This window comes from Undibacterium sp. Ren11W, from assembly GCF_049340485.1.
Taxonomy (GTDB): domain Bacteria; phylum Pseudomonadota; class Gammaproteobacteria; order Burkholderiales; family Burkholderiaceae_D; genus Undibacterium.
Genome location: NZ_JBMPPB010000001.1, coordinates 1,244,787 through 1,263,727, shown reverse-complemented (window position 1 = coordinate 1,263,727; position 18,941 = coordinate 1,244,787). Strand labels below are relative to the sequence as shown.

Genomic DNA, 18,941 nt, shown 5'->3' with positions numbered 1-18,941 from the left:
CGACCGATAATGAGTGTAGCGTATAAAGTTAGGGAGAAGCACCAAGCTCTGCAATTTTTGACCGGGCAATGCACACCAAAGTAGCCGCTGCCAGAGCAGCACTTATTCATTTTTTCGCTATTGGCAGACGACGCAAGAAAGCTAAGAGCAGGGATGAGGAGCTTTTATGTTTTCCGGTATCAGTGAGACGTTGATCGCACTAAGCAAGCACTGTTAAGTCTTCGGTCTTTTAGTTCTGAAATCACGATAGACAAAATAATAGCCCGTACTCGACGGGCTATTTGAAGGCTGTTTGAATGCTAGTTGAGGGGGGGGGTGTATCAAATTTTCTTGCGTCGGGACAGTCCCAAGCCCGCCAAGCCAAGACCAAAAAGAGCAAGTGTGATAGGTTCTGGCACCGCTGTTGACTGGAGGCTCAATATATTGTTGGCACTTTCTATGGCGGGTCCAACGCTGAAACCGACTTGGAATCCTAAGCCATTTGGATCGAAGTTCACCAAATTAAATGCGCCGACCAAGTTGTAATGCACGTTAATTTGGTCGCCGAGGAGCCAATTGGTGCTAGATGAGGACCAGATGCTTTCGCCATAACTGCCGGTTAAATCATAGACATAGTTAATTGCTTGTTTCGTTGGGGCGCTGACGCTAATCGATGAGGCTCCAGCGTTGAATGATGAAATCCAATCCAGAGCCGGGTTGGATACATGTCCGAAACCGAATTGATGTTGGAAGCCGGAACCGATCGTTGTGATGCTGCCGACGATATCAAAGGATATATTTGTGGCGCTTGTCGATAGATTGTTGAGGACTACGCTGGCATTGGAGGTAGCGGCTGACAAGGCCAGCGCCAGTCCTGCGACTAACTTGTAAAAGTTACTCATGATTCTTCCCCTTATTTATTATTGGATGATCTGCCGCAAATATTCTTTGCCGTTGTTTTGCTAGCGCTGGCGGAAATTTATTGCCAGTGTTTCCAAAGCATAAAGTGTGCCAAAATTTTTTGTTGAATATAATCAATGCGTTCGGATCTGCATCGATCTTGACTGACGAATGCGTGTAAATTTTTTCGACAAACTAGGGACGTAGGAGCGCTTAAAAGCTAGGGCTACCTGCGCAGTCGATATGGCTGGAAAAATGTGGATCGTACGTGTGTGCGAAAAAATCCCAATTTGCGATTATTCCTGACGGTTGCTCAAAAACCGGTAAAGCCTCTGATTTGCACTGTCCAGCGCGGCTTGGATATGCGCATGAACGGCGCTGCGCTACCGTGTGTTCTTGAATTGCTAGAAAAGTCGCTTAAAATTCTTTTATTCCGCAACAGTTAAACGTCCATCGCTTTATTCGCATTCAGATCGGCGAAGCCCTTGATCAGGCGGTAGGCCTTCCATATCCATGCGCCTACCCAAATCAGCCATGCTAATGGGATGCCTATGATGCTGATGAACAGTGCCAGACCCAAGATCATCCAGAATAAATACCAAAAGAATGAGCGTATCTGCCAGGTGTGGTGGCTGTAGACGAAGGTGCCGGCGGCGTCGCCACGTTTCACGTAACTAATGATGAGCGGGATCCAGGAAAAGGCTCCCATAGAAAACACCAGGCTCGCAGCGTGGAATAGATACAGCATCCAGGCCAGATTTTTAAGGGTTTGCAGCTTTTCGTCCAAAACGAGTTCTTGTGTCATGTTGGCCTTTTTGTGGATGTGGTCTATCTGTGGTACGAATGTTGTACATAGTACATTTATAGCATACTCCGGCCTGGTATATTTCAAGATCGCGCTATGACTATGCGCAAACGCACGATTTATACAAAAAATGAGGGGAGTATATGATTCCCACCCCTCAATTTACTGCGCGCAGACTAGCGCAGTAAATTCAACACGCCATCGAGGCCGACAAAATTGAGTGCCACGTCCGCTTGCGCGCGCACTACCGGTTTGGCGCGGAAGGCGACCGACATGCCGGCAATTTTCATCATTTTCAGATCGTTCGCACCGTCACCCATGACGATGGCCTGGCTAGTGGTTATCCCCATTTCGGCGCAGACGCGTGCTACCGTGCGCTGTTTTTCGTCGGCATCGACAATCCCTCCGACTACTTTGCCGGTGAGTTTACCATCGGCGATTTCCAGTACATTGGCATGCGTGTAATCAAGCGTCAAGCGGGTTTTCATGCGGTCGGTAAAGAAGGTGAACCCGCCCGATACCAGCAGGGTTTTTAATCCGGCTTGCTGGATTGCCTTAAGCATTTTGTCTGCACCCAGTGACAATTGCAGACGTTCGTCGTAAACTTTTTGCAGGGCAGACGCATCCAGACCTTTCAGCAGAGCGACACGGCGCGTCAGGCTTTCTTGAAATTCGAGCTCGCCACGCATCGCCGCTTCGGTGATTTCTGAAACCTGGGCTTTCAAGCCTTGCATGTCAGCGATCTCATCGATGCATTCTATGGTGATCAGGGTGGAGTCCATATCCATCGCCACCAGTTTAAAGTCGCTGAGTTTTCTTTCGCTAGCGGCGAAGGTGATGTCTATCTGCAGAGCATCGCACTCGGCCGTGATTTGCTGTTGCAGTTCCGGCGTGCATGCCGCTTGCTGCAGGCACACCGCCTGCGGCGAAAGTTGCAGGGTGTTGTGAGTCTGGCTCAGATCAGCGATGCGCTGTATTAATGCCAGATCATTTTGGTCGAAGGCGCGCAAGGCTTGCAGGGTAATGTTGATCAGGTTCATGCTGTGGGCTTCAGTATTTTATTGAGTTATTTAGTGCGCTGCTTTGGTCTATTGCAAGGCGCGCATGGCCAGTTTAATTTGTGTCACGCGGGCCGCGAGGTCGGGCATGTTGGCCGTGATGCGCAATTTGTCCTGGCCATTAAGTTTGATGTGCTTATTTTTTTGCACCAGTTCTATGATGCGCATCGCATCAATCGGCGGTTGCGGCTCAAACTGCAGGGTGACTGCCTCGCCATGCGCATCGATCTTGATGATGCCCAGCGGTTTGGCGGCGACCCGCAATCTATGCGTCTCTAGTAGCGATTTGACTGGATCGGGCAGTTTGCCAAAGCGGTCTATCATCTCCTCCTGCATGTCGTCGATGGCGTCCGCCTTACTGCAATTGGCCAGACGTTTGTAGATGGACAGACGCTCATGCACATCGCCGCAGAAATCATTCGGCAATAGCGCAGGGATATGCAGATTGATCTCGGTCATGGTCGACAGTGGTGCCGCCAGATCTGGCTCTTTACCGTTTTTCAGCGAGCGTACTGCTTCACTGAGCATGTCTGAATACATCTGGAAACCAATCTCGTGCATTTCGCCCGATTGGTTGTCGCCCAAGACTTCACCGGCACCGCGTATTTCCAGATCGTGCATCGCCAGGTAAAAGCCGCTACCGAGTTCTTCCATCTGCTGAATCGCGTCCAGACGGCGACTCGCTTGCTTAGTCAAACCTTGCACATCGGCCACCAGCAAATACGCATAGGCTTGATGATGCGAGCGGCCGACGCGGCCACGCAGTTGATGCAATTGCGCCAGGCCAAATTTATCGGCTCTGTGCATGATGATGGTGTTGGCGGTAGGGACGTCGATACCGGTTTCGATAATCGTGGTACACAGCAAAATATTGTAGCGTTGCGCGACAAAATCGCGCATGACTTTCTCCAGATCGCGCTCGTGCAATTGGCCGTGGCCGACTGCAATGCGGGCCTCGGGGATCAATGCTTCGAGCATGGCCTTGCGGTTTTCTATGGTCTCGACTTCGTTGTGCAGGAAGTACACCTGGCCGCCGCGTTTCAGTTCGCGCAGACAGGCTTCGCGTATCACCGAGTTATCTTCACTGCGCACAAAGGTTTTGATCGCCAGACGTTTTTGCGGGGCAGTGGCGATGATGGAAAAATCCCGCAGACCTTCCAGTGCCATGCCCAAGGTGCGCGGTATCGGCGTCGCGGTCAGGGTCAAGACATCGACCTCGGCGCGCAAAGATTTTAAGGCTTCTTTCTGGCGCACTCCGAAGCGATGCTCTTCATCGATGATGACCAAACCGAGGCGCGAAAATTTAATATCGTCAGACAGTAGTTTATGCGTGCCGATGATGATGTCCAAAGTGCCGTCTTGCATGCCCTTGAGAGCTTGCGTGATTTCTTTACCGCTGCGAAAGCGCGATAGTTCGGCAATCCGCACTGGCCAATTGGCAAAACGGTCGGCAAAGGTCTGGGCGTGCTGCTCGGCCAGCAAAGTAGTTGGCGCGAGGATTGCCACCTGTTTGCCGCCCATCACGGCGACAAAGGCGGCGCGTAAGGCAACCTCGGTCTTGCCGAAACCAACGTCACCGCAGATTAATCTGTCCATAGGTTTGCCGGAGGTCATGTCTTCAATCACGGCAGTGATCGCGGCGGCCTGATCGGCGGTTTCTTCAAAGCCAAAACTGTCGGCAAAGGCCTCGTAATCTTTGTGTGAGAACTCAAAGGCATGGCCCTGGCGCAAGGCGCGGCGCGCGTACAGATTGAGTAATTCGGCGGCGGTGTCACGGATCTGCTGCGCTGCCTTGCGCTTGGCTTTTTCCCAGTGCCCTGAGCCCAGCGCATGCAAGGGCGCGTCATCAGGAGATGCGCCGGAATAGCGCGAGATCACGTGTAACTGTGCGACCGGCACGTAAAGCTTGGTTTCTTTGGCGTATTCCAGATGCAGGAACTCGGTTTCGCCTTCTCCCAAATCCATGCTGATCAAGCCCATGTAGCGGCCTATGCCGTGATTGCTGTGCACCACAGGGTCACCGATTTTTAGCTCGGAGAGATCGCGCACCATGTGCTCGACCTGGGTTACGCCTTCTTGCTTCTTGCGACCTATGCGTTTGCCGGACCCTGCATACAACTCAGTCTCGGTCACGAAAGCAATTTCGTCGAGCACGAAGCCGCTATGCAGTGGTGCCACACCAAGCATCAGTTTGGCGTCCGAGGTGATGAAGTCGGTATAGCCTTCGCACAAAGTGAGCGGGATCGCGTATTCGTTAAAATACTGTTGCAGGGTTTCGCGCCGGCCTAGCGATTCGGCGCAGATTAAGACGCGCTGCTTGCTCTGCAGTAAAAACGCCCGCAAATTCGTGAGCGGATCATCGGCGCGCCGGTTCACCGCCAGATCCGGCAAGAAGCTCGATATCTCTGAAGCTGCGCCGCCACTATTTAAGACCCAGCGTGCTTGCGATTTGAGTGCGCCGAAAAAATCTTCATCGCGCAAGAAGAGCGTTTCTGGCGCCAGCACCGGACGTTGCCGGTCGGATTTTAAGAATTGATAGCGCGAGCGGGTATCGACCCAAAAGCGTTGTATCGCCTCATCGATATCGCCGAGCAAAGCAAAATGGCTGTGCTCGGGCAGGTAGTCGAACAGAGTCGCGGTGCTGTCAAAAAACAGCGGCAGGTAATACTCTATGCCAGCCGAGGGGATGCCGCCGCTGATGTCTTTGTAGATCATGGAGCGCGAAGGATCGCCCTCAAACTGCTCGCGCCAGCGGCTGCGGAAACCTGTGCGTGCCGCCTCGTCCATAGGAAACTCGCGACCTGGTAGCAAGCGTACTTCGCGTACCGGATACAGTGAACGCTGGGTGTCGGCATCAAAGGTGCGTATCGTTTCTATGCTGTCGCCAAATAGATCGAGGCGATATGGCAGTACCGAACCCATAGGGAAAATGTCGATCAGGCCGCCGCGCACCGAGTATTCGCCTGGCGACATCACTTGCGAGACATGGGCGTAACCGGCCAGCGTCAGTTGTGACTTCAGTCTCGCTTCATTGAGTACTTCGCCTTGCTTGAAGAAAAAAGTATAGGCAGCGAGAAACGAAGGCGGTGCCATCCGCACCAGCGCAGTGGTGGCGGGCACCAGCAGCACATCGCAATTACCAGCGCTGATTTCATGCAAAGTGGCCAGGCGCTCAGAAACCAAATCCTGATGCGGCGAAAAGGCGTCGTAGGGCAGGGTTTCCCAGTCTGGCAGCAAATGGCAGCGCAGGCTCAGATCGAACCAGGGGATTTCAGCGAGCAGGCGTTGCGCATCGGCCGGATTGGCCACAAACACGGTCAGCATGCGTTTTTGCGTTTTCAGCGCGAGCGCGCTCACTGCTAGCGCATAGGCATCGGCCGATCCGTGTAAATTAGGGAGAGCAAAACGATTGCCGGGCTTGGGAAGAGCTTTGACGAGATCAAATGACATAGACTGCAAAACTTGGGTTGGAAGCGAAACACTGAGATCTAAGTCGGCGCAATTGCTGGGAACGTGCACCTGACAAGGATTTGGCTTTAAAATGAGGCTCAATTATAAACGAAGCGGGTGACGCTGTTTTTTAGAGTGGGCGCTTCTGGCTAGTGAGTTGGCCTATTCAGTGGTGATCGTGAAGTTTTTTGACGTATTTTGAAGTTTCTGCCCGTGCTGTCAGGCGATAAGCCCAATTAAATCTCCTTAATCACCTTAATCACCTTAATTAAAATTAAATCCGCGTGAATCAGACTCTTTCCAGTAATCCTACTTCTCTTCCCGCAGCGCGTTATGTGGCCTTAATCCCCGCCGCAGGCGTTGGTGCCCGTATGGGTGGTGGCACCCCCAAGCAATATCTGCAGATTGATGATCAGCCCATCTTGCGACATACGGTGCAGGCATTTTTACTGGCAAAACAGATCGCCCATACCTATGTGGTGGTGAGTCCCGAGGATGGCTATGTCGATGCCGCCCTGAGCGGCATGGAGAATGTCAGTATCTTGCGTTGCGGCGGTGCCACCCGGCGCGATAGCGTCAGCAATGGCCTGGCGGCCTTGGCGGCGCAATTGTCGTTTGATGATTGGGTCTTGGTGCACGATGCGGCCCGGCCCGGTTTAACGCCAGCGCTAATCACGCACTTGATACAAGAGGTGGGTGCGCATGCGGTCGGTGGTTTGTTGGCCTTGCCAGTAGTTGATACCGTTAAACGGGTGGTGGCGGGACGGGTTGAGACCATCGCGCGCGATGGTCTGTGGCTGGCGCAGACGCCGCAAATGTTTCGTTATCTAATTTTGTCGGATGCCTTAGCTGCTGCCAGTGAAGTAACCGATGAGGCCAGTGCGATCGAGGCGGCGGGCTTGATGCCGCTGCTGGTAGTTGGTCATGCCTGCAATCTGAAAGTCACCTTGCCAGCCGATCTGGCGCTGGCGCAGCGCTATCTGAGTGGGCAGATGGAGTAACTGCATGTTAATAGCTCTCCTAGCTTAGATACTCTCTACTAGTATGATGAAATTTAAGTCAATTGCGCACGTCCTTATTGCGCAATCTGCGCTTATTTCCCTATACTCCCCCATAATCTACCATTAAGTTCCATCATATTTAATTGCATAGTGAGTCTCAAATGAATCAAACGCCTTCTACTTTTCCGCCTTTTAGAATTGGTCAGGGCTACGATTGCCACGCTCTGGTGACGGGGCGTAAGCTGATCATCGGCGGGGTCGATATTCCCCATGTCACCGGCTTACTCGGGCATTCGGATGCCGATGTTTTATTACACGCAATTACCGATGCGCTGTTTGGTGCTGCCGGTTTGGGCGATATCGGAAGGCATTTTCCCGATACCGATACGCAGTTTGCCGGTGCCGATTCGCGCGTGCTGTTACGCGAAGCGGTAGCGCGCTTGCATCAGGCCGGTTTTGTGGTGGGAAATCTGGACGCTACTATCATCGCCCAGCAACCCAAGATGGCGCCGCATATCGCTGCCATGGTCGCCAATATTGCCGCCGATCTGCAGGTCGCTAAAGAGTGCGTCAACATCAAAGCCAAGACCAATGAAAAGCTCGGTTATTTAGGACGCGAAGAAGGTATTGCTGCCGAAGCGGTGGTACTGGTGTTTCGCACCTAATCGGACTAGACTGGATGCTGTGAATGCGCAGTTGGCCAACGCCGGCTTTATCGCAGAATGTGTTTAATGATTGTTTTTGGAGTTGAAAATGGAAAAAGAAAAACTGAAAAGCCTGCTCAAGCAATTGCATGAAGGCTTGCTCAATGCCGAGCACGTCGATGATGATGTGAAGTCTTTATTGCTGAACTTAAATCAGGATATTCATGCTGTGCTCAATACCGATGTGCCGGATGATCCGATTTATTCGGCCTTGAGCGAGCGCTCGCAAGAATTGTCGGCACGCTTCGCGGCGCAGCATCCTAAGCTCGAGCCGGTATTGCGCGAATTGGGTGGCATGCTGGAAAAAATGGGCGTGTAATGGGCGTTTAAATGAGTGTGTAAACAACTGAAATAAAAAGCCCGCGCATCGTCATTGATGCGCGGGCTTTTTTTATGCTTAGTTCATCGCAACGATGAGCTAAGCATAATTATGCAGGCAGGGCGATCTGGTGATCGACGCTAAACTGGTAATCGCGGAATACATGCTCGGCCGTCAGTAATTGATAGCTACCGTCAGGCAATTGACGGGTAGTGTCTTTCAGGCGATAGGTGTAGTGGCCGCAAGTCCAGCATTTAAAGTTACGCATGTGGGTACACAGGCAGGTTTTATCCATCACCACGATATTTTTTTCATCGGGATGTGCCGCCACTTCGCGGTTGTAGGAAGTGATGTAGGCACAACCGCCATTGCCGTCCAGCAGATAACCATAAGACTCGCAACCCGGGCGTATGCCTGAGCCGATTGCCGGCGTGTTGGTCAGCATGCGCATCGGGTAGCCAGTTGGCGAGATCGTGTTGACTTCGATATTGCTCTCGGTTGCCTTGAAATATTCTTGCTTGACGTCGGCAGGCAAGCCGCATTCGTTGGTCACCGTGAAGCGGGTTGCGACCTGAACCGCGGCAGCACCGTTTTCCAGAAAAGACACGGCATCGCTACCAGTGAAAATGCCGCCAGCGGCCACCAGAGGGATCTCCAGATTTTCGGTTTTTAAATACAGAGCGATTTCGGTGATGATGGTATGTAGATCGTATTTTGCCCAGTCCAGACCAAAACCCAGGTGACCACCGGCCAGAGGACCTTCGACTATGATGTAGTCAGGCAGACGGTCGAGTTTGGCATTCTTACGCAAGAAAATCTGTAGCGCGCGCACTGAAGAGACGATGATGCCCAGCTTGGCATCGCGAAAACGCGGATGGTCCGCCATCAAGCCAAATGAGCCGAAGTGCAGGCCGGCGCTCAGGGTGATGCCGTCGATGCCAGCATCCAAAGAAGAGGCTAAGCGCACCTTGAGGGTTTCGCGCGGGTTATTCATGGTCAGCTTTTCCATGCAGTTGACGAAAATCATACCGTCGCCGCGCTTTGCTTCCATGGTTTTGCCTACGTGATTCTTGGTCGCTTCAGCTAAGCGTCCCAGATCAAATTTAATATCGGTTTTGTCCGAATTATTGATGTTGTACTTGTATTGCTTGGTTTTTTCTTTGACGAAACTGGTGTCGAAACGGCGATCCGAGACGTCTTCCATCATGGCGTCGGACAGGTGGCCGATGCCGCCCAGACGCGCCGCCTCAAGCGCCAATTCGGCGGTGGAAATATCCACGCCCATGCCGCCGATAATGATGGGTACCAGTTCTTGCTTGCCAAATTTCAGGCGGAAATCATCTACACGTTTCATTGTCATCCTTGAACCACGTTGTATTTTAAAAGCCTATGCTGTCGCATTTTTACCATTCGAAAATGGGTGCTGGTGTTGGCTAGTGTTACGTGGTGCTACTTTGTTAAATTGAGTGTCTCATTGTGGCGAATTCTGCTACTTTTTTTACCTCTCGCCAGAGGGAGAATCTATTGCAGGCGCAATTCTACCCTACGATGCTTTTCTTGTGATTATCATGATGCTGCTCTGACTTGATGCGGAACAGGAAGTGCTTAAAAAACGCAGCAAAAACGCCGCAATCAAGATTGACTAAGTCATTATAAAGAAGAGAGATCTTCCGGAGGTTCCTCTCCCGCCAAAACTCCATTATTGAGTGCCAGACCTTCGCCTTTTCTGACTAAATAGTCGGTGTGCTCATACACATTAGGGCATCCGGTTTCTGCTATCAGGGCTTTAATGATAGTCACTTTCCAGGCGTCTACGCCCGCCGCCTCGAACTGGCAACTCAAAAAACCCGGTTTGACGGCATGATATTCGACGATTAGACCTGGTAGATCGTCTTCTTCCGCATTGATCAGACGTTGCGGGCGGCCTGGCGTTGCACTTAGCTTTTTGCGTTTAGCCAAGGCCGCCTTGACCCGGCGTTTAAACAGGGCGTGATCTATCGCCTCGTTTTCGTCGAAACTCCAGACCCGCGCACGGATTTGTGATTTGGGGCTCCAGCCGGCGCGCGCCAAAAATTGACCGGAAGAGGAGCGCACCAGGGCGGTTGCGCCTGACTTCATCTTTTCATCGTATTTGCCATCGACCCTTTCTATGGCGGATAAATAAATCCAGGGGTGGCGTTCCAGCAAACTTTTTTCCTTGCCTTGTTTGATGGTGAGGATGAGCATAATAATTCCAGTAGGGGTAGATCGGCCTGTATCTTGGCCGGATGGATGTCGGTTCTAGTCGTATATTCAGAGTGCACTGCGGTGCTGCACTTGGTGTGCTACTGATTAGCCAAAAATAAGAAGACAGTCGGCTTCTTGTGAAAGTCCGGTGCTTGATTGGCCTTGAGTCGCTGCTTCCAGTCGGCGGCGCTGAGCGTCTGTATGCTCTCGGATTCCAAGGTGAGATCGGTAGCGACGCAAATTAAGCTGCTGGCATGGCAAGTGTTGGCTAAGGCTTCTAGCATGGCAGCGTTGCGATATGGGGTTTCTATTAATAGCTGGGTTTGCAGTTCTTTTTTGGAGCGTTCTTCCAATTCCTTGATGCGTTTGGCGCGCAAGCCGGTATCGGTAGGGAGGTAGCCGTGAAAGGCAAAACTCTGGCCATTCAAGCCGCTTGCCATCAGCGCCAGTAACAGCGAGGATGGGCCAACCAGAGGGCGCACGCAGATATGGCGTTGATGCGCCAGTCTGACCAAATTTGCGCCGGGGTCAGCCACTGCTGGTACGCCAGCTTCAGAGATCAGTCCAACGTCATGTCCTTGTAGCAGCGGACTGAGCAATGCCTCCAGTGCCGCCGCCGGGGTGTTCACATTGAGCTCGGTAATGCTGAGTTCTTGCATGGGTTTAGCTAAAGGATGACTCAGACTGAGCAATTTCAGATAGGCGCGCGTTGTTTTGGCATTTTCTGCGACAAAATGCGTTAGCTCGGCCGTCATCTTTTGTACGGTAGCCGGAATGATTTGCGCCAGTAAATGCGCTTGCTGGGCTTCGGTTTGTCCCAAGGTGTTAGGGATGAGGTATAGGGTGCCTGCCATAATGTACTCTTTAATCTTTTAAATTGTGCTGAATTATTATACTGGGTAGGGGTATCCGGTCTGGTGCAGTGTTTGCGCTCTATTTATCTGCGCAAGCGAGCTTAGATATTGGATACTCCCTCATTTAAAGAAAGCTACGGCTAGCTTTCTGAGCATGCTAGTGAGCGCGATCAAGGGTAGGCCAGTGAGCGCAGTCGGGTCTTCGCTGATAATTTTTTCTAAGATGGCAATGCCGAGGGCTTCGTTCTTGGCGCTGCCAGCGCAATCGTAAGGTTGCTCTATATGTAAATAGGCATCCAGTTCGGCGTCGCTCAGGTCGCGAAAATGCACTAGGGTTTGTATATTTTGTAGTTGCACTTGTGGCGCACTGGCGTCGCGTTCCGATCTGCCATCGAATACGCAGAGCGCAGTATGGAAAATAACTTGTTTACCGCGCATTTTTTGCAATTGTTGCAGGGCAAATTGATGATTGCCAGGCTTGCCAATTTGTTCGCCCTCTAGTGTGGCGACCTGGTCTGAGCCTATAATGATGCTTTCCGGACGAATTTTTGCAATTGCGATGGCTTTTTCTTGCGCCAGGCGCAGTGCAGTTTGCTCCGGTGCTTCATGTGGGTAGGAAGTTTCGTCGATCTCTGGCGCGATACTCTCGAACGGCAAGCGCAGGCGCGCCAGTAATTCGGCTCTGTAAATTGAGCTGGATGCTAAAATGAGCGGATGACTCAAGGCTTTGTTCTGTAGCGTGTTATTGGGTGTCGATGGCATTTTGTGTGATTTTTTTACAAATAAACGCTAGTTGAGTCGATTATTGCGGCAAGTCTTTGACTAATAAGCCGCAACCCTGTTATTATCGCAGGTTTTCTGGGTCCAAATATCCTATGCAAGCATTTGTGATTGACGCTTTCTCGTTTAGCCAACTCAAAGAGCGGCGCGATGGCAGTATCTTAATCTCAGATTTGCCGCGCTTATCGGCCGAGTGTGCTGCTACTGATGGTGCGCTGTCATGGTCGCTTGAGGGCGGCATGGCAAAGATGGGGCATCCGTTGTTGCGTTTGACGGTTGCCGGTGAAGTGCAGTTGATGTGTCAACGTTGCCTCACTAGCTACGCGTTTGAAGTGGACTCAGTCTCAGAATTAATTCTCGCCAAAAACGATGAGCATGCCGATGAAATAGAGGCGCTGATCGAAGATGAAGAGATTGATGTAGTAGTAGGCAGTAAAACATTCAATATCATGGATTTGATCGAGGATGAGGCGCTGCTGGCAATACCCCAATCGCCCAAGCATACAGTATGCCCTGATGTCGTAATTGATTCGTCAGTATCATCAAGCTCACCAGTGGCAGCGATTGAAGCAGGAGCGAGTAAGAAGCCATCTCCTTTCGCTGTGCTGAAGAAGATAAATGGGCGTACCTAGTGGCATTATTCTGAAAAGACACTGAGGTCGAAGTATTGTTAGGGATTTTTGATGAATGATGTGCTCATTGTTCATTCAAATGTGTTAAATTTTAGAAACATTTTTTAAGTATTAGGAGTTATCATGGCTGTTCAGCAAAACAAAAAGACACCTTCCAAGCGTGGCATGCACCGTTCACACGATTTCTTGGTTGCGCCGCAACTGAGTATCGAGCCTACAACTGGCGAAACACATATGCGTCACCATATCAGCCCAACTGGCTTTTACCGTGGTCGTAAAGTATTGAAAACTAAAAACGACGAGTAATATCGTTCTTGGTGATGAAGCGGCGTAGCGAGTCTCGTACTTGACGCCGCTTTTTTTTATCTTAAAATTTGCGTGCTTGCTGTTTATTTTATCGTGGTCGGAGTAATCATTTGTATTAATGGTTTTTTGGCTTAGAGTGAAAAAGCGCAATGCGATTGGCCTTTATCTTGCGTAACTTGTTAAGATGGCGGCTTCTCGATGAAGTTTAGTATTACTACATGACAATAAAAATCTCAATCGACTGCATGGGTGGTGATCATGGCCCTTCAGTTACAGTAGCAGCCGCTGTCTCGTTCGTGAATCGCGAACCGGATGCTGAATTTTTGCTGGTGGGCGCTGAAGCAATTATTCAGGCTGAACTTAAAAAAAATCGCTGCCTTAATCATCCTAGAATCTCTATTGTGAATGCCACCGAGGTGGTGACCATGGATGATCCGATTGAAGTCGCTCTGCGCAGGAAAAAAGATTCTTCGATGCGGGTCGCGGTTACTCTAGTTAAAGATGGTCGCGCGCAAGCCTGTGTTTCTGCTGGTAATACCGGTGCCTTGATGGCGGTGTCGCGCTACGTTCTCAAAACAATGCCTGGAGTTGATCGACCTGCTATTTGCAGCATCTTGCCGAATCAAAAGAATCAACCCACCTATATGCTCGATCTGGGTGCCAACGTCGATTGCGAGCCTTTGCATTTGCATCAGTTTGCGATTATGGGTTCGGCGCTGGTTGCCGCTTTGGAGAATAAGCCTAAGCCCAGTATAGGTTTGCTTAATGTTGGCGTGGAAGATATTAAAGGTAATGATGTCGTGAAAAAAACGGCTGAGTTATTGCGCGCCGATCATGAGCGCGGCTTATTGAATTTTTATGGGAATGTCGAAGGTAATGACATTTTTAAAGGGACTACCGATATCGTCGTGTGCGATGGTTTCGTTGGCAACGTCACGCTCAAGGCGATTGAAGGTATGGGGCGTTTCGTAAAAAGCACGCTGACTGATGCCTTTCGCAGTAGTCCGCTTAATATGCTGGGTGCTTTGATTGCGCGTGGTGCGATGAAGTCGATTTCCGCAACCATGAATCCATCGAATTATAATGGCGGCAGTTTATTGGGTTTGCGGGGCTTGGTGTTTAAGAGCCATGGCGGGGCCGATAAATACAGTTATGAATGGGCGATACAACGTGCTTTTGACGCGGCAAAAAATGACGTGTTGTCGCGTATTTCCGCCTCTATGGCCTTGTTGATGCCTGCGGCAAGTGAGCTTACCCCAATCAACGAAACTATTTCACAGAAGACAGCATGACTTTCTTTAGTAAAATTATCGGAACCGGCAGTTATCTGCCTCCAAAGCGAGTGAGCAACCAGGATTTGACTGCACAATTAGCGGCCAATGGGATTGAAACCTCGGATGAATGGATCTTCTCGCGCAGTGGTATTTCGGCGCGTCACTATGCTGAGCCTATGGTTACATCGAGTGACTTGGCGCTGGTGGCGGCTCAGCGCGCACTGTCAGCTGCCAGTTTGCAGGCGAATGATATTGACTTGATTATTCTGGCGACCTCTACGCCCGATTTCTTGGGCGGATTTCCCAGTACCGCCTGTGTACTTCAGCATAAATTAGGCATTAATAATGGTGCCGCTGCGGTCGATGTGCAAGCAGTATGTAGTGGTTTTATTTATGCGATGGCAATGGCCGACAGTATGATTAAAACCGGTGCGCATAAAAACGTGCTGGTGGTTGGTGCTGAAGTGTTTTCACGCATACTTAATTTTGAGGATAGAACGACTTGCGTCTTGTTTGGGGATGGTGCTGGCGCAATCGTTATGTCGCGGTCTACCGAGCCTGGCGTATTGGCGACCAAATTGCATGCAGACGGTAGTCAGTCGCACGTTTTATGTGTATCCGGTAATGTCAATGCGGGTGTGCTCAATGGTAGTGCATTTTTGTACATGGATGGCAAGGCGGTGTTTAAGCTAGCGGTCAGCGCCTTAGAAAAAGTGGCGAACGAAGTGTTGGAAATCGCTGGTTTGGATGCCGCTCAAATTGACTGGTTGGTGCCGCATCAGGCAAATATCCGCATCATGCAAAGCACCGCAAAAAAGCTCAATATGTCGATGGATAAGGTGGTTGTCACTGTTGATCAGCATGGTAATACTTCGGCTGCGTCGATACCGCTGGCCTTGGATGTGGCGATCAGAGATGGCCGCATACAAAAAGGACAAACCGTTATGCTGGAAGGTGTGGGTGGCGGATTTACCTGGGGCGCTGCCATCGTCAAAATGTAAATTTTTTTTGCCCGCAAATTAATTTTAGAATACTAATTCTTCATAGTGCTGATTGATCCTTGTTCATTCTTGTGCTGTGATACCTATTTGTTGATTTCGATGTCGACTTTGCTATGGATCTGCAAGTTAAACCATTTATTAATTTCCATTAAATAAAATTCATTAAACTTTTATTATGACTAAATTTGCTTTTGTTTTTCCAGGTCAGGGTTCGCAGGCCATTGGTATGTTAAACGGATTTGCTGAAAATACGATCGTACAGCAGACCATGGTCGAAGCTTCGGATGTGCTGGGCTTTGATATTGCGAAGTTGATTGCCGAGGGCCCGAAAGAGGCGCTAGATTTGACGACCAATACGCAGCCCGTGATGTTGATCGCAGCGGTTGCTTGTTATCGCGCTTGGTTAGGTGCTGGCGGCGTGCCCCCTGTGATTGTTGCTGGCCATAGTTTGGGGGAGTATTCAGCCTTAGTTGCAGCAGGTGTCATCGCGTTTAAGGACGCGTTGCCTTTGGTGCGTTTTCGCGCGCAGGCTATGCAAGATGCAGTGCCGGTAGGGCAAGGGGGGATGGCTGCGATCTTGGGTTTAAGTGATGAAGATGTGATTGCCGCGTGTGCCGAAGCGATGGTGGATCAGGCTATTGGTGTGGTTGAGGCGGTCAATTTTAATGCACCGGCGCAGGTCGTGATTGCCGGAAGTAAGGCTGCGGTTGAGCGTGCTTGTGAGATCGCCAAGGAAAAAGGCGCAAAACGAGCCTTGATCCTGCCGGTATCGGCACCATTTCACTCCTCATTGTTAAAGCCTGCGTCGGACAAGTTGCGTGAATATATGCAGAGTCTGACGTTTTCGCAGCCTGCGATCACTCTGATTAATAACGTCGATGTTGCGGTGTTTAGTGATGCTGCGGCCATCAAGGATGCCTTGGTGCGGCAAGCAGCAAGCCCGGTGCGTTGGGTTGAGACTGTGCAAAAAATTGGCGCTAGTGGCGTGACTCACGTCATCGAGTGCGGGCCAGGTAAGGTGCTGGCGGGATTGACCAAAAGAATCAATGCAGAGTTGGTAGGGGAGGCTATGTTCGATCAGGCTTCACTGGATAAAGTAATGGAACTTCTTAAATGACACAAGTAATCACACAAGCAATTACGCAAGTAACGACAAATCAACTGAGTAATCAGGTGGCATTAGTCACCGGTGCCTCGCGCGGCATAGGTAAGGCGATTGCTGTAGCGCTGGCACGTGCCGGTGCAACCGTAGTTGGCACAGCCACTTCAGTCGCTGGTGCTGAGGCAATTTCTGCGTATCTGAAGGAAATTAATCCTGAGGCGGGCAAAGGTGTGGCCTTTGATGTCAATGATGTGCCGCGTTGCACCTCCCTGATCGATGAAATTCAAAAGGAATACGGCGGCTTATCTATCCTGGTGAATAATGCTGGCATCACCCAAGATCAATTGGCGATGCGCATGAAGGATGATGAGTGGGATAGTGTAATCGCGACCAATCTGAGCTCGGTTGGGCGTCTGTCTCGTGCGGTACTGCGTGGCATGATGAAGGCCAGACATGGCCGTATCATCAATATTACGTCGGTAGTTGGTTCATCCGGCAATCCTGGTCAAATGAATTATGCGGCGGCGAAAGCTGGCGTGGCTGGCATGAGTCGCGCCTTGGCGCGTGAAATTGGTAGTCGCAATATTACGGTCAATTGCATTGCTCCTGGTTTTATCGACACAGATATGACGCAGGCGCTGACGGAAGATCAGAAGTCGGCAATTTTGCAACAAATTCCTATGGCGAAGTTGGGTAAGCCTGAGGATATTGCTGCTGCAACTGTTTTTCTGGCATCCGCAGAAGCAGGGTATATTACGGGAATTACCTTGCATGTGAATGGCGGCATGTATTTGTGTTAATGTTTTTTTAAAGGTGTTTTCTGAGAAATTCGAAGGAATTAGCCGAAGATATTCTTGGAAAATGCAAATTTGCTTTTTTCGCGCGCAAACCTGCTAAAATGCGCGCACTTTCTGTAACCACCACTGGAGACACATATGTCCGATATCGAACAACGCGTTAGGAAAATCGTCGCTGAGCAACTGGGCGTCGCTGATGCTGACATCAAGATTGAATCTTCTTTTGTAGATGATCTTGGTGCAGACTCACTCGACACAGTAGAGCTCGTGATGGCACTCGAAGATGAATTCGAAATGGAAATCCCTGACGAACAAGCTGAAAAAATCACTACGGTGAAACAAGCGATCGACTACGCTACAGCACACGTCAAAGCCTAATTCAGGCGCATCGTTTTCAATCCAGGAGAAACGCTTGAGCCTTACGCTTAAACGTCGTGTAGTAATTACTGGTCTTGGTTGCGTGACCCCAGTCGGCAATAATATTGCCGACACTTGGGGGGCAATCACCGCAGGCAAGTCCGGAATTGCAGCGATTACCAAATTTGATGCTACTCCCTTCACCACGCATATTGCTGGCGAAGTCAAGGGTTTCAATATTGAGGAATACATTCCTGCTAAAGAAGCTCGAAACATGGATACTTTTATCCATTTCGGCATTGCAGCTGGGATTCAAGCCTTTCAAGATAGTGGTCTGATAGTCACCGACGAAAACTCCGAGCGTATCGGTGTTGTGGTTGGTTCTGGTATCGGCGGATTGTCATTAATCGAAGAAACCAAGGATATTCTGACCGCACGCGGACCGCGTCGCATCACACCTTTCTTTGTTCCTGCTTCGATTATCAACATGATCTCGGGTAATTTATCGATCAAATATGGACTGAAAGGTCCGAATTTGGCGATCGTTACTGCCTGCACTACTGGTTTGCATTGTATAGGTTCGGCTGCTCGTATGATTGAGTATGGCGATGCTGATGTGATGATTGCTGGTGGTGCCGAGTCGACGATTTCGCCCCTGGGTTTAGGTGGCTTTGCTTCTGCCCGTGCCTTATCGACCCGTAATGATGATCCGACTACGGCATCGCGTCCTTGGGATAAGGACAGAGATGGTTTTGTACTTGGTGAAGGTGCCGGTGTCATGGTGCTGGAAGAGTATGAGCATGCGAAAGCCCGTGGCGCAAAAATCTATGCCGAAGTGTTAGGTTTTGGTATGAGTGCGGATGCTTATCACATCACCACGCCTACCATGGATGGTCCGCGTCGCAGTATGGTCAATGCATTGAAAAATGCAGGACTCAATCCAGACCAGATCAATTACCTGAATGCGCATGGAACATCGACGTCTTTAGGTGATAAAAACGAAACGGATGCGATTAAAGCAACTTTTTCTGATCACTCGTATAAATTGACTGTTAATTCGACCAAGTCGATGACTGGACATTTATTGGGTGGTGCAGGTGGTTTGGAATCGATTTTGACAGTGCTGGCACTGCATCATCAGATTTCGCCGCCTACCATCAATATCTTTAATCAAGATCCTGAATGCGATCTCGACTATTGCGCGAACACAGCAAGAGATATGCAGATTAATTATGCAATGAAGAATAATTTTGGTTTCGGTGGTACTAACGGCACCTTGATTTTCGGTAAAGTGGCATAGCGTGAATTAGTTTGATAATTAAATAAGCTGACCGGGGTTTTGGTCGCATTCCGGCACTTCATTTTTAAGTAAATTGAAGTGCCGTTTTTTATTCTG

The 18,941-nt window shown here is 50.2% G+C and carries 19 protein-coding genes; 11 read left to right on the top strand and 8 right to left on the bottom strand.

Annotated elements, in window-relative coordinates:
• Positions 1-320 precede the first annotated feature (320 nt).
• From ACO0K8_RS05665 to mfd, 4 genes are all read right to left on the bottom strand, one after another.
• Positions 321-881 (bottom strand): PEP-CTERM sorting domain-containing protein, encoded by a 561-nt coding sequence (locus ACO0K8_RS05665; protein WP_422945642.1) that lies wholly within the window; start codon positions 879-881, stop codon positions 321-323.
• Positions 882-1,321: 440 nt separating this feature from the next.
• A complete protein-coding gene (locus ACO0K8_RS05660) occupies positions 1,322-1,684 on the bottom strand; it encodes a DUF4870 family protein (protein ID WP_422945641.1) in 363 nt (120 codons plus the stop codon).
• Positions 1,685-1,860: 176 nt separating this feature from the next.
• Positions 1,861-2,724 carry a phosphoserine phosphatase SerB gene (gene serB, locus ACO0K8_RS05655; RefSeq protein WP_422945640.1) on the bottom strand — a complete coding sequence of 288 codons (864 nt, stop codon included), beginning with the start codon at positions 2,722-2,724 and terminating at the stop codon, positions 1,861-1,863.
• A 48-nt stretch (positions 2,725-2,772) separates the two neighbouring features.
• Positions 2,773-6,192, bottom strand: coding sequence for a transcription-repair coupling factor (gene mfd, locus ACO0K8_RS05650; protein WP_422945639.1), 3,420 nt, complete (start codon positions 6,190-6,192; stop codon positions 2,773-2,775).
• Between the two features lie 284 nt (positions 6,193-6,476).
• Here mfd and ispD point away from each other — a divergent pair, with 284 nt between their 5' ends.
• From ispD to ACO0K8_RS05635, 3 genes are all read left to right on the top strand, one after another.
• The gene (gene ispD / locus ACO0K8_RS05645; protein WP_422945638.1) at positions 6,477-7,193 is read left to right on the top strand and encodes a 2-C-methyl-D-erythritol 4-phosphate cytidylyltransferase; all 717 of its coding nucleotides are present in this window, start codon (positions 6,477-6,479) and stop codon (positions 7,191-7,193) included.
• A 161-nt stretch (positions 7,194-7,354) separates the two neighbouring features.
• Positions 7,355-7,858 carry a 2-C-methyl-D-erythritol 2,4-cyclodiphosphate synthase gene (ispF, locus tag ACO0K8_RS05640; protein WP_422945637.1) on the top strand — a complete coding sequence of 168 codons (504 nt, stop codon included), beginning with the start codon at positions 7,355-7,357 and terminating at the stop codon, positions 7,856-7,858.
• 88 nt (positions 7,859-7,946) lie between these two features.
• The gene (locus ACO0K8_RS05635) at positions 7,947-8,216 is read left to right on the top strand and encodes a DUF4404 family protein (protein WP_422945636.1); all 270 of its coding nucleotides are present in this window, start codon (positions 7,947-7,949) and stop codon (positions 8,214-8,216) included.
• A 109-nt stretch (positions 8,217-8,325) separates the two neighbouring features.
• Here ACO0K8_RS05635 and ACO0K8_RS05630 read toward each other — a convergent pair whose 3' ends face one another.
• The 4 genes from ACO0K8_RS05630 to ACO0K8_RS05615 form a co-directional block, all read right to left on the bottom strand.
• Complete coding sequence (locus ACO0K8_RS05630) at positions 8,326-9,570, bottom strand: nitronate monooxygenase (protein WP_422945635.1); 1,245 nt, start codon at positions 9,568-9,570, stop codon at positions 8,326-8,328.
• A gap of 296 nt (positions 9,571-9,866) precedes the next feature.
• Entirely contained in the window at positions 9,867-10,442 is a 576-nt protein-coding gene (locus tag ACO0K8_RS05625) for an SAM-dependent methyltransferase (protein ID WP_422945634.1), read from the bottom strand.
• 98 nt (positions 10,443-10,540) lie between these two features.
• Positions 10,541-11,296: an SAM-dependent methyltransferase gene (locus ACO0K8_RS05620; RefSeq protein WP_422945633.1), complete on the bottom strand. Its 756-nt coding sequence runs from the start codon at positions 11,294-11,296 to the stop codon at positions 10,541-10,543.
• A 120-nt stretch (positions 11,297-11,416) separates the two neighbouring features.
• Positions 11,417-12,058: a Maf family nucleotide pyrophosphatase gene (locus ACO0K8_RS05615; RefSeq protein WP_422945632.1), complete on the bottom strand. Its 642-nt coding sequence runs from the start codon at positions 12,056-12,058 to the stop codon at positions 11,417-11,419.
• Between the two features lie 113 nt (positions 12,059-12,171).
• On the opposite strand from ACO0K8_RS05615, the gene ACO0K8_RS05610 reads away from it, so the two are divergent.
• The 8 genes from ACO0K8_RS05610 to fabF all read left to right on the top strand — a co-directional run bounded on the left by ACO0K8_RS05610 (position 12,172) and on the right by fabF (position 18,845).
• Positions 12,172-12,708, top strand: a complete 537-nt coding sequence (locus tag ACO0K8_RS05610) for a YceD family protein (protein WP_422945631.1) — start codon at positions 12,172-12,174, stop codon at positions 12,706-12,708.
• A gap of 123 nt (positions 12,709-12,831) precedes the next feature.
• Positions 12,832-13,014, top strand: coding sequence for a 50S ribosomal protein L32 (rpmF, locus tag ACO0K8_RS05605; protein WP_126129076.1), 183 nt, complete (start codon positions 12,832-12,834; stop codon positions 13,012-13,014).
• A gap of 218 nt (positions 13,015-13,232) precedes the next feature.
• On the top strand, positions 13,233-14,306 hold the full coding sequence (gene plsX / locus ACO0K8_RS05600; protein WP_422945629.1) for a phosphate acyltransferase PlsX: 1,074 nt from the start codon (positions 13,233-13,235) through the stop codon (positions 14,304-14,306).
• Positions 14,303-15,289 carry a beta-ketoacyl-ACP synthase III gene (locus ACO0K8_RS05595; RefSeq protein ID WP_422945628.1) on the top strand — a complete coding sequence of 329 codons (987 nt, stop codon included), beginning with the start codon at positions 14,303-14,305 and terminating at the stop codon, positions 15,287-15,289. Before plsX ends, ACO0K8_RS05595 begins: the two co-directional genes overlap by 4 nt.
• A gap of 175 nt (positions 15,290-15,464) precedes the next feature.
• Complete coding sequence (gene fabD / locus ACO0K8_RS05590; RefSeq protein ID WP_422945626.1) at positions 15,465-16,406, top strand: ACP S-malonyltransferase; 942 nt, start codon at positions 15,465-15,467, stop codon at positions 16,404-16,406.
• Positions 16,403-17,191, top strand: coding sequence for a 3-oxoacyl-ACP reductase FabG (fabG, locus tag ACO0K8_RS05585; RefSeq protein ID WP_422945625.1), 789 nt, complete (start codon positions 16,403-16,405; stop codon positions 17,189-17,191). Before fabD ends, fabG begins: the two co-directional genes overlap by 4 nt.
• A 135-nt stretch (positions 17,192-17,326) precedes the next feature.
• Complete coding sequence (gene acpP, locus ACO0K8_RS05580) at positions 17,327-17,566, top strand: acyl carrier protein (RefSeq protein ID WP_126129081.1); 240 nt, start codon at positions 17,327-17,329, stop codon at positions 17,564-17,566.
• A 34-nt stretch (positions 17,567-17,600) separates the two neighbouring features.
• Positions 17,601-18,845, top strand: coding sequence for a beta-ketoacyl-ACP synthase II (gene fabF / locus ACO0K8_RS05575; protein ID WP_422945624.1), 1,245 nt, complete (start codon positions 17,601-17,603; stop codon positions 18,843-18,845).
• Positions 18,846-18,941 lie beyond the last annotated feature (96 nt).